General features: G+C 41.9%; 23 protein-coding genes. All 23 read right to left on the minus strand.

Translation table 11 applies throughout. The annotated features are described in order from the left end of the window. Positions 1–9 precede the first annotated feature (9 nt). Positions 10–390, minus strand: a complete 381-nt coding sequence (rplR, locus tag RYM16_RS01925; RefSeq protein ID WP_050781715.1) for a 50S ribosomal protein L18 — start codon at positions 388–390, stop codon at positions 10–12. A 17-nt stretch (positions 391–407) separates the two neighbouring features. Then, positions 408–953 (minus strand): 50S ribosomal protein L6, encoded by a 546-nt coding sequence (gene rplF / locus RYM16_RS01930; protein WP_009351078.1) that lies wholly within the window; start codon positions 951–953, stop codon positions 408–410. A 24-nt stretch (positions 954–977) separates the two neighbouring features. Further along, positions 978–1364, minus strand: coding sequence for a 30S ribosomal protein S8 (gene rpsH, locus RYM16_RS01935; protein WP_009351061.1), 387 nt, complete (start codon positions 1362–1364; stop codon positions 978–980). Positions 1365–1391: 27 nt separating this feature from the next. Beyond that, positions 1392–1661: a 30S ribosomal protein S14 gene (gene rpsN / locus RYM16_RS01940; RefSeq protein ID WP_004695122.1), complete on the minus strand. Its 270-nt coding sequence runs from the start codon at positions 1659–1661 to the stop codon at positions 1392–1394. 16 nt (positions 1662–1677) lie between these two features. Beyond that, positions 1678–2217, minus strand: a complete 540-nt coding sequence (gene rplE, locus RYM16_RS01945) for a 50S ribosomal protein L5 (protein WP_009351120.1) — start codon at positions 2215–2217, stop codon at positions 1678–1680. A gap of 23 nt (positions 2218–2240) precedes the next feature. Further along, the gene (rplX, locus tag RYM16_RS01950) at positions 2241–2561 is read right to left on the minus strand and encodes a 50S ribosomal protein L24 (RefSeq protein WP_004695118.1); all 321 of its coding nucleotides are present in this window, start codon (positions 2559–2561) and stop codon (positions 2241–2243) included. Between the two features lie 18 nt (positions 2562–2579). After that, positions 2580–2948, minus strand: a complete 369-nt coding sequence (gene rplN / locus RYM16_RS01955) for a 50S ribosomal protein L14 (protein WP_004695117.1) — start codon at positions 2946–2948, stop codon at positions 2580–2582. 24 nt (positions 2949–2972) lie between these two features. After that, positions 2973–3233, minus strand: coding sequence for a 30S ribosomal protein S17 (rpsQ, locus tag RYM16_RS01960; protein ID WP_009351146.1), 261 nt, complete (start codon positions 3231–3233; stop codon positions 2973–2975). A 39-nt stretch (positions 3234–3272) separates the two neighbouring features. Continuing rightward, the gene (gene rpmC, locus RYM16_RS01965; protein WP_004695115.1) at positions 3273–3476 is read right to left on the minus strand and encodes a 50S ribosomal protein L29; all 204 of its coding nucleotides are present in this window, start codon (positions 3474–3476) and stop codon (positions 3273–3275) included. Next, the gene (gene rplP, locus RYM16_RS01970) at positions 3466–3903 is read right to left on the minus strand and encodes a 50S ribosomal protein L16 (RefSeq protein WP_004695114.1); all 438 of its coding nucleotides are present in this window, start codon (positions 3901–3903) and stop codon (positions 3466–3468) included. Before rplP ends, rpmC begins: the two co-directional genes overlap by 11 nt. Further along, positions 3903–4568, minus strand: a complete 666-nt coding sequence (gene rpsC / locus RYM16_RS01975; protein WP_288991710.1) for a 30S ribosomal protein S3 — start codon at positions 4566–4568, stop codon at positions 3903–3905. Before rpsC ends, rplP begins: the two co-directional genes overlap by 1 nt. A 16-nt stretch (positions 4569–4584) precedes the next feature. Beyond that, positions 4585–4920 (minus strand): 50S ribosomal protein L22, encoded by a 336-nt coding sequence (gene rplV / locus RYM16_RS01980; protein WP_004695112.1) that lies wholly within the window; start codon positions 4918–4920, stop codon positions 4585–4587. Positions 4921–4933: 13 nt separating this feature from the next. Then, positions 4934–5215 (minus strand): 30S ribosomal protein S19, encoded by a 282-nt coding sequence (rpsS, locus tag RYM16_RS01985; RefSeq protein ID WP_009351118.1) that lies wholly within the window; start codon positions 5213–5215, stop codon positions 4934–4936. A 23-nt stretch (positions 5216–5238) separates the two neighbouring features. Next, positions 5239–6069 (minus strand): 50S ribosomal protein L2, encoded by an 831-nt coding sequence (gene rplB / locus RYM16_RS01990; protein WP_009351255.1) that lies wholly within the window; start codon positions 6067–6069, stop codon positions 5239–5241. A gap of 26 nt (positions 6070–6095) precedes the next feature. Continuing rightward, positions 6096–6380, minus strand: a complete 285-nt coding sequence (rplW, locus tag RYM16_RS01995) for a 50S ribosomal protein L23 (protein ID WP_004695108.1) — start codon at positions 6378–6380, stop codon at positions 6096–6098. Further along, complete coding sequence (gene rplD / locus RYM16_RS02000) at positions 6380–7003, minus strand: 50S ribosomal protein L4 (RefSeq protein WP_004695105.1); 624 nt, start codon at positions 7001–7003, stop codon at positions 6380–6382. The genes rplW and rplD overlap by 1 nt, the downstream gene beginning before the upstream one ends. Before the next feature lie 26 nt (positions 7004–7029). After that, on the minus strand, positions 7030–7671 hold the full coding sequence (rplC, locus tag RYM16_RS02005) for a 50S ribosomal protein L3 (protein ID WP_004695102.1): 642 nt from the start codon (positions 7669–7671) through the stop codon (positions 7030–7032). Between the two features lie 12 nt (positions 7672–7683). Then, entirely contained in the window at positions 7684–7995 is a 312-nt protein-coding gene (rpsJ, locus tag RYM16_RS02010; protein ID WP_004695100.1) for a 30S ribosomal protein S10, read from the minus strand. A 181-nt stretch (positions 7996–8176) separates the two neighbouring features. Further along, positions 8177–9364, minus strand: coding sequence for an elongation factor Tu (gene tuf, locus RYM16_RS02015; protein WP_009351099.1), 1188 nt, complete (start codon positions 9362–9364; stop codon positions 8177–8179). Positions 9365–9414: 50 nt separating this feature from the next. Then, positions 9415–11490, minus strand: a complete 2076-nt coding sequence (gene fusA / locus RYM16_RS02020) for an elongation factor G (RefSeq protein WP_054748732.1) — start codon at positions 11488–11490, stop codon at positions 9415–9417. 15 nt (positions 11491–11505) lie between these two features. Continuing rightward, complete coding sequence (gene rpsG, locus RYM16_RS02025) at positions 11506–11976, minus strand: 30S ribosomal protein S7 (protein ID WP_004693556.1); 471 nt, start codon at positions 11974–11976, stop codon at positions 11506–11508. Between the two features lie 52 nt (positions 11977–12028). Further along, positions 12029–12403, minus strand: a complete 375-nt coding sequence (gene rpsL / locus RYM16_RS02030; protein WP_004693554.1) for a 30S ribosomal protein S12 — start codon at positions 12401–12403, stop codon at positions 12029–12031. Positions 12404–12479: 76 nt separating this feature from the next. Further along, positions 12480–12725 (minus strand): ribosomal L7Ae/L30e/S12e/Gadd45 family protein, encoded by a 246-nt coding sequence (locus tag RYM16_RS02035; RefSeq protein WP_314981987.1) that lies wholly within the window; start codon positions 12723–12725, stop codon positions 12480–12482. Positions 12726–13056 lie beyond the last annotated feature (331 nt).

Here is a 13056-nt window from a genome sequence, read left to right on the forward strand (position 1 = left end):
TCCTCCTTCTTAGAATTTTAAGCCTGCTTCACGAGCACCTTCTGCAAGGGCTGCTACGCGGCCGTGGTAAATGTAACCACCACGGTCAAACACTACTGTGTCAATACCTTTAGCGATAGCTTTTTTAGCAACTGCTTCACCAACAGCTTTTGCAGCAGCTACGTTACCACCATAGGATAAGTTCAAATCTTTATCTAAAGAGCTAGCAGCAACCAAAGTTGTACCTGCTACGTCATCGATAACTTGAGCATAGATGTTGCCTAAAGAACGGAATACGTTCAAACGTGGGCAAGTTGCCGTACCAGAGATGTGACGGCGAATACGAAGATGACGTTTTGCTCGAGCGATGTTTCTACTAGATTTACGAGGCAAGATATTCACTCCTTTCATTCATATAGATGATATTACTATTTACCTTTTGCACCAGCTTTACCAGCTTTACGACGAACAACTTCGCCTTCATAGCGGATACCTTTACCTTTGTAAGGTTCTGGTTTTCTCCATTTACGGATATCAGCTGCTACTGCGCCTACAACTTCTTTGTCTGCACCAGACACAATGATTTTGTTAGGAGCTGGAACGTCAATTGTAATACCAGCTGGAGCTTCCATTTCTACTGGATGAGAGAAGCCAAGTGTAAGAGCTAATTTATTGCCTTGTTTAGCCGCTCTGTAACCAACACCGTTGATTTCAAGAGTTTTTGTGAATCCTTCAGATACGCCTGTTACCATATTAGCAACAAGAGCGCGAGTCAAACCGTGAAGGGAACGATGAGCTTTATCCTCGGAAGGACGAGCTACTGTAATTGTGTTACCTTCTACAGTGATAATCATATCTGGATGCAAATCGCGAGATAATTCGCCTTTAGGACCTTTTACGTTCATATGATGGTTATCATATGTAACAGTAACGCCTGCAGGGATCTCGATAGGCATTCTACCGATACGTGACATTATTTCTACCTCCTATTGCTACTATTACCAAACGTATGCGATTACTTCGCCACCAAGACCCTCTTTACGAGCTTGTTTGTCGCTCATAACGCCTTTGGATGTAGAAATAACTGCGATACCCAAACCACCAAGTACACGAGGAAGTTCTTCCTTTTTCGCGTAAACACGTAAACCAGGTTTGGAAATACGTTTAATTCCTGTAATAACTTTTTCGTTATTGGAACCATATTTCAATGTTACTTTTAAAGTATTTTCTTCTTTTTCAACGCTCTTAACGAAACCTTCTTGTAAAAGGATGTCAAGAACTGCTGCTTTCATTCTAGATGCAGGAATGTTTACCGTTTCATGAAGTGCAGCGTTTGCATTACGGATGCGCGTAAGCATATCCGCGATAGGATCGGTCATTACCATAATCTAAAAACCTCCTCTCGTCTAATATTACCAGCTGGCTTTTTTAACACCAGGAATTTGTCCTTTGTACGCCAATTCACGGAACGCAATACGGCTGATACCGAATTTACGCATATAGCCGTGAGGACGACCAGTTAAGTTGCAACGGTTGTGCAAGCGTGTTGGGGATGCGTTTGCTGGTAATTTGGATAAGCCTTCATAATCACCTGCTGCTTTTAACGCTTCACGTTTAGCTGCATATTTTTCAACGATTTTAGCGCGTTTCTTTTCGCGTTCAATCATAGATTTTTTAGCCATCTATATGTTCCTCCTATTATTTTTCAAAAGGCATACCGAATTGAGTCAACAATTCACGAGCTTCTTCATCTGTATTAGCACTTGTTACGATAATGATATCCATACCTGTAACACGTTCTACCTGATCATATTCGATTTCAGGGAAGATGAGCTGTTCTTTAAGACCCAAAGCGTAGTTACCACGGCCATCGAATGCAGTAGCGCTGATACCGCGGAAGTCACGTACACGAGGTAATGCCGCATTGATCAATCTATCAAGGAATTCATACATGCGTTCGCCACGAAGAGTAACTTTTGTACCCAACGCCATGCCTTCACGAACTTTAAAGTTCGCAATGGATTTTTTAGCTTTTGTGATTACAGGTTTTTGACCAGCGATGATAGTCAAATCATTAACTGCTGCTTCCAATGCTTTTGCATTGCCTACTGCATCACCAACGCCGATGTTGATAACGATTTTTTCCAATTTAGGGATTTCCATAACGTTGCCGTATTGGAATTTTTCTTGCAAACTCTTTTTAATTTCAGAGTTGTATTGTTCAAATAAACGAGACATTTATTTAGCTCCTCCTTTCCTGATTATTTAAGTACTGTACCAGATTTAACTGTAGCGCGAACGAATTTACCGTCTTTGCCTTCAACTTTTTTGATACGAGTAGCTGTTTTAGTTTCTGGGTCAACAACCATTACGTTAGAAACATGGATACCAGCTTCTTTAGTAACGATGCCGCCTTGTGGGTTAGCTTGGGAAGGTTTTGTGTGACGTTTTACAGTGTTAACGCCTTCAACAAATACGCGTTCTTTTTTAGGTTCAGTTGCGATAACTGTACCTTGCTTACCTTTATCTTTACCGGAGATAACAACAACTGTATCGCCTTTTTTGATTTGTAGTTTAGCCATATGCTGCGTTCCTCCTTCTTATAATACTTCTGGAGCCAAAGAAACAATTTTCATGAAGTCTTTTTCACGAAGTTCTCTAGCTACAGGTCCAAAGATACGAGTACCACGAGGGGTCTTGTCATCTTTAATAACTACTGCTGCGTTTTCATCGAAACGGATATAGGAACCGTCTTGACGGCGGATACCTTTTTTAGAACGAACAATAACAGCTTTGACTACGTCGCCTTTCTTGACAACGCCACCGGGTGATGCATCTTTTACAGAAGCAACGATTACGTCACCGATATTGCCGAATTTGCGATAAGAACCGCCCATGACTTGGATGCACATAATACGTTTTGCACCAGTGTTGTCGGCAACATTCAAAATTGTTTGTTGCTGGATCATCGTCTATTCCTCCTTACATCACTCTTATTTTAGTCTTTCAAGAATTTCAACAACTCTCCAACATTTATCTTTAGAAAGTGGACGAGTTTCTACAATTTTAACTGTATCGCCAACTTGGCACTCATTGTTTTCATCATGAGCTTTGAAGCGTTTTGTGCTAACCATTGGCTTGTTATATAATGCGTGAGGTACTTTACGTTCTACAGCAACAACAACAGTTTTATTCATTTTGTCGCTTACAACTTTACCTACGCGGACTTTACGTACGTTTCTTTCTTCTGCCACGATTTTAAGCCTCCTTTTCAACCTTTAACAAATCTGTTATTATGCGTTTTCAGATTTAAGTTCAACTTCACGTTGTACAGTTTTAATACGAGCGATTGTCTTCTTAACTTCACGAATGCGCATAGGATTTTCTAATTGACCTGTTGCAAGCTGAAAACGGAGGTTAAATAACTCTTCCTTAAGACCGGAAACTTTTTGTTCCATTTCGGCAGCGCTCATATTGCGAATGTCATTAACCTTCATTTACGTCACCACCCAATTCTTTACCCTTAACAACAAATTTGCATTTGATTGGAAGTTTATGGCTTGCAAGACGCATAGCTTCACGAGCTGTAGCTTCTGGCACACCGTCCATTTCAAACATTACACGACCTGGTTTAACTACTGCTACCCAGTATTCAGGAGAACCTTTACCGGAACCCATACGAGTACCAGCTGGTTTAGCTGTAATTGGTTTGTCAGGGAAAATTTTAATCCATACTTTACCACCACGTTTGATATAACGAGTCATAGCAATACGGGCAGCTTCGATTTGACGGTTAGTGATCCAAGATGGTTCGCATGCTACCAAGCCGAACTCACCATGAGACACTGTATTACCGCGCATAGCACGACCTTTCATACGGCCGCGGAATTGCTTACGATGTTTTACGCGCTTTGGAATAAGCATTACTTGCCACCTTCTTCCTTATTAGCAGGTTGTTTTGCTTCTGGCAAAACTTCACCTTTGTAAATCCATACTTTAATGCCGATACAACCATATGTTGTATGAGCTTCAGCAGTACCGTAGTCGATGTCTGCACGAAGTGTATGCAAAGGAATAGAACCTTCACGGTAGGATTCGCTACGAGCGATTTCAGCGCCGCCAAGACGACCGCTTACCATGATTTTGATACCTTTTGCACCTAAGCGCATTGTACGACCTACAGCTTGTTTCATTGCACGACGGAAGCCGATACGGCGTTCCAATTGGCCAGCAATGTTTTCAGCAACTAAAGTTGCATCCATGTCTGCTTGTTTAATTTCTGCGATATTAACGTCCACTTGTTTGTCAGTGAAACGAGTCATTGCTTTTTTGATATCTTCGATACCAGCACCACCACGACCGATAACCATACCTGGTTTTGCAGTGTGGATAGTCAATTTAATACGTTTATTTGTACGCTCGATTTCAATGCGGGAAATACCAGCAATGAAAAGGGTTTCTTTCAAGAAGTTACGAATTTTTACGTCTTCATGAAGATTAGCAGCGAAATCTTTATCTGCATACCATTTTGCGTCCCAATCTTTTACGATACCGACACGCAAACCGTGTGGATTAACTTTTTGACCCACTCTGTTTCCCTCCTTCTTAAGCTCTTTCTTTAACTACTACTGTTACGTGGCTAGTGCGTTTCAAAATTTTGAACGCTTGACCACGGGAACGAGGATGAATGCGTTTTAATGTAGGGCCTTGATCAACGAAGATCTCGGATACGTAAAGATTGTCAACATTCATATCGAAATTATGTTCAGCGTTTGCGATTGCAGAACGCATAACTTTTTCTACTACATCAGCGCCAACTTTCGGAGTGAACTTCAAGATGGCAAATGCTTCGCCGATGTTTTTACCGCGCACTAAATCAGCAACGATACGGATTTTACGAGGCGCGATTCGGATATGTCTAGCGATTGCTTTTGCTTCCATGTATTAATTCCTCCTATTTTCTGCCTGTAGATTTTTCGTCCTTACCATGACCTTTATAAGTACGTGTAGGAGCGAACTCACCTAATTTATGACCTACCATATCTTCTGTAATGAATACAGGTACGTGTTTGCGACCATCATGCACAGCAATTGTGTGGCCTACAAAACTTGGGATAATAGTAGAGGCACGGGACCAGGTTTTTACAACTTTCTTTTCGTTAGTTTCGTTTAAAGCTTCAACTTTCTTAAGCAAATGATCTGCTACGAAAGGGCCTTTTTTAATAGATCTGGACACTATTTTATCTCCTTTCCTTTATCCTATTTTGTACGACGTTTAATGATTAAGCTGTTAGAAGCTTTTTTCTTGTCGCGAGTTTTAACACCATGTGCTGGTTTGCCCCAAGGTGTAACAGGATGTTTACGACCAACAGGAGATTTACCTTCACCACCACCATGTGGATGGTCACAAGGGTTCATTACAACACCACGAGTGCCAGGACGAACGCCCATCCAACGATGACGACCAGCTTTACCAATTACTTGGTTGCTGTGGTCAGTGTTACCAACAACACCAACTGTTGCACGGCATTCTTGACGTACGCGACGCATTTCGCCAGATGGTAAACGAAGAATAGCATAGCCATTATCTTTACCCATCAATTGAGCGGATGTACCAGCGGAACGAACGATTTGGCCACCTTTACCGATTTTTAATTCGATATTGTGGATTTGTGTACCGTCAGGGATATTAATCAATGGTAAGCAGTTACCAGGTTTAATATCGGATTCAGGACCGGAGAAAACAACGTCACCAACTTTTAAGCCGTTAGGAGCTAAAATGTAGCGTTTTTCACCATCAGCATAGTTAAGCAAAGCGATACGAGAAGAACGGTTAGGATCATACTCGATTGTTGCTACTTTAGCTGGAATATTATCTTTAGTACGTTTGAAGTCAATAATACGGTATTGACGTTTATGACCGCCACCTTGGTGACGAACTGTCATTTTACCAGTATTGTTACGACCACCTTTTTGAGAAACCTTAGCGAGCAAGGATTTTTCCGGTTTGCTTGCTGTGATTTCGTCGAAGGCGGATACTGTCATAAACCGGCGACCAGCGGAGTACGGTTTAAATGATTTAATTGCCATTAGTGGGCCTCCTTACAACTAGACTCTTAGACACCTTCAAAGAATTCAATGGATTCGCCAGCTTTCAAAGTAACGATAGCTTTTTTGTAATCGCTACGTTTACCTTGTGTACGACCCATGCGTTTAGTTTTGCCTAAAACGCGAATAGTAGCTACTTTTTCTACTTTTACATTGAAGATTTTTTCAACTGCTTGACGGATTTGCACTTTATTTGCAGTTAAAGGCACACGGAAAGTGTATTTGCCTTCTTCCATAAGCATAGTGGATTTTTCGGTAATAACCGGGCGGATTAGTACATCATGTAATTGCATTATCCAAGTACCTCCTCGATTTTTGCGACAGCGCCTTTAGTAATGAAGAGCTTATCGTAATGAAGAAGATCGAAAATGTTCATACCTTCGCAAGCCAAAGCTTTAACACCTTGAATGTTGCGAGCGGAACGTTCAACATTTACATCACCTTCAGTGATGAACAATACTTTTGCATCACCAACGTTGAAGCTATTGATAATGTTCAACACTTCTTTAGTTTTAGGAGCTGCTAATGTGATTTCTTCCAAAACGTATAATTCGCTATTATTCACTTTATCGCTAAGAGCAGATTTAACTGCTAAACGTCTAGCCTTACGAGGCATAGCTTTGTAATAGCTGCGAGGTTGTGGACCAAATGTAGTACCGCCACCGATCCAGATTGGGGAACGGCTGGAGCCTGCACGTGCACGGCCAGTACCTTTTTGTTTCCAAGGTTTGCGGCCACCGCCACGAACCATACCTCTAGTTTTTGTTGCATGTGTGCCGAGACGTTCGTTAGACAATTGACGAACTACGGCTTGATGCATTACGGCTTCGTTAACTTCAACGCCGAATACTGCATCGTTTAACTGTATTTCACCGACTTTAACGCCGGATTGATTATATGTTGCTACTGTAGGCATTACATAATCCTCCTTTCGACAAATGATTATTTAACAGGTTTAACCGTGTTGCGAACCATAACCAAGCTGCCTTTAGCGCCTGGGATACCGCCTTTAACCAATAAAAGGTTACGTTCAGCATCAACTTTCACAACAGATAAGCGTTGTACGGTAACTCTGTAACCACCCATTTGTCCAGGGAGTTTTTTACCTTTGTATACCTTACCGCCACCACCGGAGATCATAGGACCGATGGAACCAGGTTCACGGTGAGATTTAGAACCATGAGTTTCAGGACCACGGGAGAAGTTATGGCGTTTAATTGTGCCAGCAAAACCCTTACCTTTACCTGTACCCACTACGTCCACTAATTCACCTTCTGCGAAGATATCAGCTGCCAGAGTTTGGCCTACTGTGTAGTCAGCTGCATTTGCAACGCGAACTTCGCGAAGATATTTCACTGGAGCTACGCCAGCTTTGTCGAACTGACCTTTTACAGGTTTTGTTAAATGTTTTTCTTTAATGGAACCGTAACCAATTTGTACTGCTTCGTAGCCGTCTGTTTCAACAGTCTTAACGCGCACTACAACGCTTGGGGTAGTTTCCACTACTGTTACAGGAACTAATTGGCCTTCAGCTGTGAAGACTTGTGTCATTCCCAATTTTTTACCCAAAATAGCTTTAGACATTATCGCACCTCCTTATAGTTTTATTTCAATAGATACACCAGCTGGTAAATCTAAACGAGTGATAGCATCTACTGTTTTCGAATTTGGTTCAAGAATATCGATTAAGCGTTTATGTGTACGCATTTCGAATTGTTCACGAGAATCTTTGTTTACGTGTACAGAACGAAGAATTGTGAAGATATTCTTTTCTGTTGGCAATGGAATCGGACCAGAAACCATAGCGCCATTTCTTTTTGCAGTGTCTACGATCTTAGCAGCGCTTTGATCGAGAGCTTTGTGGTCGTATGCCTTAAGGCGAATACGGATTTTTTGCTGTTTAGCCATTATTAATAATTCCTCCTGTCGTCCATTTCGTGAATGGGCTGCTCCATAGAAATTCTCCTCCGCAGAGGCAACCTTCTACTTCATAGTTTAAAAACACAACACGAGAGCGGCATTAGCTGCCGCTCTGAGTGCTGCATGTATTGTGCTCAACGCATCACTACGATGAGCATAAAAGGTTAAATTAACCTTCGATTGCTGTTACTACGCCAGCGCCTACTGTGTGGCCACCTTCGCGAATCGCGAAACGAAGACCTTCTTCAATAGCGATTGGTGTAATCAATTCGATGTTCATTGTTACGTTATCGCCAGGCATACACATTTCTACACCTTCAGGAAGGTTTACAACACCTGTTACGTCTGTTGTACGGAAGTAGAATTGTGGACGGTAGTTGGAGAAGAATGGAGTATGACGGCCACCTTCTTCTTTAGTCAATACGTAAACTTCTGCTTTGAATTTTGTGTGTGGTTTGATGGAACCTGGTTTAGCCAATACTTGACCACGTTCGATGTCTTTACGGTCAACACCACGAAGCAATGCACCTACGTTGTCACCTGCTACTGCAGAATCCAACACTTTACGGAACATTTCAAGACCAGTTACTACGTATTGTTCAGCTTTTTCTTTCAAGCCTACTACTTCGATAGTATCGCCAACGTTTACTTGACCACGTTCAACACGGCCAGTTGCTACTGTACCACGACCAGTGATTGTGAAAACGTCCTCTACAGGCATCAAGAAAGGTTTGTCAGTATCACGAACTGGTGTTGGGATGTAGGAGTCTACAGCGTCCATCAAGTCGTCGATTTTAGCTACATATTGAGCGTCGCCTTCCAAAGCTTTCAAAGCGGAACCTACAACGATAGGTACTTCGTCGCCAGGGAATTCGTAGGAGGAAAGAAGTTCACGAACTTCCATTTCTACTAATTCGATCAATTCTTCGTCGTCAACCATGTCAGCTTTGTTCAAGAATACTACGATTGCAGGAACACCAACTTGGCGAGCCAACAAGATGTGTTCGCGAGTTTGTGGCATAGGGCCGTCAGCTGCGGAACATACCAAGATAGCGCCGTCCATTTGAGCCGCACCAGTGATCATGTTTTTAACATAGTCAGCATGGCCTGGGCAGTCAACGTGTGCATAGTGACGGTTAGCAGTTTCATACTCAACGTGTGCAGTGTTGATTGTGATACCGCGTTCACGTTCTTCTGGAGCTTTATCGATCATGCTGTAATCTTGGAAGTCAGCTTGGCCTTTTTCAGCCAATACTTTTGTGATTGCAGCAGTCAAAGTAGTTTTACCATGGTCAACGTGACCGATTGTACCGATGTTAACATGCGGTTTCGTACGTTCAAATTTTTCTTTAGCCATTTTAAATTATCCTCCGAGGAAAATAGTAATTCTATTAATCTAATGTAAGATTAACCGTTTTTCTTTGCTTGAATTTCTTCAGCAATTTTCTTAGGAACTTCTTCGTAATGATCGAATGTCATGGAGTAGTTACCGCGACCTTGAGTTTTAGAACGAAGGTCTGTTGCGTAACCGAACATTTCGCTCAATGGAACATATGCTTTGATATGTTGGTTGCCATTACGAGCTTCCATGCCGTCCATGCGACCACGACGGGAGTTCAAGTCACCGATAACGTCGCCCATGTATTCTTCAGGAACGTCTACTTCTACGGACATGTATGGTTCAAGCAATGCAGGATCTGCTTTGCGAGCACCTTCTTTAAAGCCCATGGAACCAGCGATTTTGAAGGCCATTTCGTTGGAGTCAACGTCATGGTAGGAGCCGTCAAATACGATAACTTTGATGTCAACCATTGGATAACCAGCGATAACACCGGATTCCATAGCTTCTTTAACACCGTTTTCTACAGGTCCAATGTATTCACGAGGAATTGCACCACCTACGACCTTATTTTCAAATTCGAAGCCAGCGCCTGGTTCTTGTGGAATCAATTCCAACCAGCAGTGACCATATTGACCACGACCACCAGACTGACGTACGAATTTACCTTCAGCTTTGACAGCTTTACGGATAGTTTCGCGATATGCTACTTGAGGTTTACCTACGTTACAATCTACTTTGAACTCACGGTTCATACGGTCAACGATGATATCCAAGTGAAGTTCGCCCATACCGGAGATAATAGTTTGACCTGTTTCTTCATCAGTACGAACTTTGAAAGTAGGATCTTCTTCTGCCAAACGAGCAAGAGCTGTACCCATTTTTTCTTGGTCAGCTTTTGTTTTAGGTTCAACAGCAACGGAGATAACTGGTTCAGGGAATTCCATGGATTCAAGGATTACAGGATTCTTTTCATCACACAATGTGTCGCCTGTAGTAGTATCCTTCAAGCCAACCGCCGCAGCGATGTCACCAGAGTATACGCGTTCGATTTCTTTACGGGAGTTAGCGTGCATTTGAAGAATACGGCCGATACGTTCTTTTTTACCTTTAGTGGAGTTGAAAACGTAAGAACCGGATTCCAATGTACCGGAGTACACACGGAAGAACGCTAATTTACCAACATAAGGGTCAGCCATGATTTTGAATGCCAATGCGGAGAATGGCTCTTCATCGGAAGAAGGACGAGTTGTTTCTTCTTCAGAACCAGGAACTACACCTTTAATGGCTGGGATGTCGATTGGAGCTGGCATGTAATCGATTACAGCGTCCAACAACATTTGTACACCTTTGTTTTTGTAGGAAGAACCACAAAGAACTGGGAACAATTGGTTAGCAATAACTGCTTTACGCAATGCTGCTTTCAATTCTTCTTCAGTAATTTCTTCGCCTTCCAAGTATTTCATCATGATATCGTCATCTGTTTCAGCGATAGCATCGATCATCATTTCGCGACGAGCTTCTGCTACTTCTTGATATTCAGCTGGGATATCAGTGATTTCAAATTCTTTACCGTCATCGGATAAGTAAATTTCCGCTTTCATAGTCATCAAGTCGATGATACCTTTGAAAGTATCTTCAGCGCCGATTGGCACTTGAATAGCTACGGAATTTGCACCTAAACGGGATTTCATCATGTCAACTACGTTGAAGAAGTCAGCACCTACAGTATCCATCTTATTTACATAAGCGATACGAGGTACGCCGTAGTTAGAAGCTTGACGCCATACTGTTTCGGATTGAGGTTCAACGCCACCTTTAGCACTGAATACCGCAACAGAACCGTCAAGTACACGTAGAGAACGTTCTACCTCTACAGTAAAGTCAACGTGACCAGGAGTATCGATGATGTTGATACGATGTTCTTTCCATTGACAAGTTGTCGCAGCAGAAGTGATTGTGATACCACGTTCTTGTTCTTGCTCCATCCAGTCCATCGTAGCAGCGCCTTCATGTACTTCGCCGATCTTATGAACGATACCTGTATAGTAGAGGATACGTTCTGTAGTTGTTGTCTTACCAGCATCGATGTGGGCCATGATACCGATATTACGAGTTTTTGCTAAGGAAAACTCTCTTGCCACAGTTGTCACCTCTTATTACCAACGATAATGAGCAAATGCTTTATTAGCTTCTGCCATTTTATGAGTATCTTCTTTTTTCTTGATTGCAGCGCCTGCATTGTTGAAAGCGTCCATCAATTCGCCTGCTAAGCGTTCTTTCATAGTGCGTTCACCACGAAGACGAGCGTAGTTTACAACCCAGCGAATACCGAGTGTTTGACGGCGATCAGCACGAACTTCAACTGGAACTTGATAGTTCGCACCACCGATACGGCGAGCACGTACTTCAAGTACAGGCATAACATTTTTCAATGCTTGATCAAAAACTTCCATTGGGTCTTGACCCATTTTGGAACGAATAATTTCGAATGCATCATATACGATAGTTTCAGCAATGCCTTTTTTGCCATCGTACATAACTTTGTTAATGAAACGTGTTACTAATTTGCTGTTGTACACCGGATCTGGAAGTACATCACGTTTCGGAACAGGGCCTTTTCTTGGCATGTTCAATTCCTCCTTTATACTGATGTGTGTTAGTTTCGTTTAATGGCTAAAATTATTTTTTAGCTTTTTTCGCGCCGTATTTGGAACGACTTTGCATACGATTTTGTACGCCAGCTGTATCCAATGCACCACGAACGATGTGATAACGCACACCTGGAAGGTCTTTTACACGACCGCCTCTGATAAGTACAACACTGTGTTCTTGTAAATTGTGACCAATGCCTGGGATGTAAGCAGTTACTTCAATAGCGTTTGTCAAACGTACACGGGCAACTTTACGAAGCGCGGAGTTTGGTTTCTTTGGAGTAGCTGTGTACACACGAGTACATACACCACGTTTTTGTGGAGATTCTTGAAGCGCTGGAGCTGTAGATTTTTTAGTCAAGCTCATGCGACCTTTGCGTACTAGCTGATTAATTGTTGGCATTTGGGCACCTCCTTTCCAAATTTGAGATTTATAATTGATCCGTCATAACAAAGTGTTACATCGGATATTACCGAAATTAACGAAGGATACCTACCGCTGTGGCCCGCACCTTAATGCGACACGCACGACCGAGGTCATCCATAGTGTGCTTATCATTCACAGGTATGCCCTGTGCTTCACAAGCATTTCGTATAGGTTCAACTACACTTTCATCACTATCATGTCCAATGAACACATAGTTTACAGTTCCTTTAGCAATGTTTTTCAACGTTTGCTTGGCACCGATTGTTTTGTTCATCGACTTCAGATGGGCAATGTCCATAGTAAAATTCTCCTTACGAAACTATGCTACTTAGGCATACTAGCCCCCGTGCACTATGTAAGTATATCAATTACACTAGCCATTGTCAAACGTTTTTCAAGCGTTAACACCGCTATACAACTGCATTTTATGTGTACACGTTTCCGTGCGTTTCATCTCACCGAATCATATAAATTTATATCTAATTTTTATACAATATTTCATGTTTTCAACTCATTTTTATACACAATATTAATATTATGTCTATTAATCACATTTCATGTATGCATAATTGATATAGTACAAGTATAAGAAACCGAAATTTTTATGTATTTTATTTAAAGTGCAACTA

It is taken from the genome of uncultured Veillonella sp., assembly GCF_963524655.1.
In the GTDB taxonomy this organism is placed as follows: domain Bacteria; phylum Bacillota; class Negativicutes; order Veillonellales; family Veillonellaceae; genus Veillonella.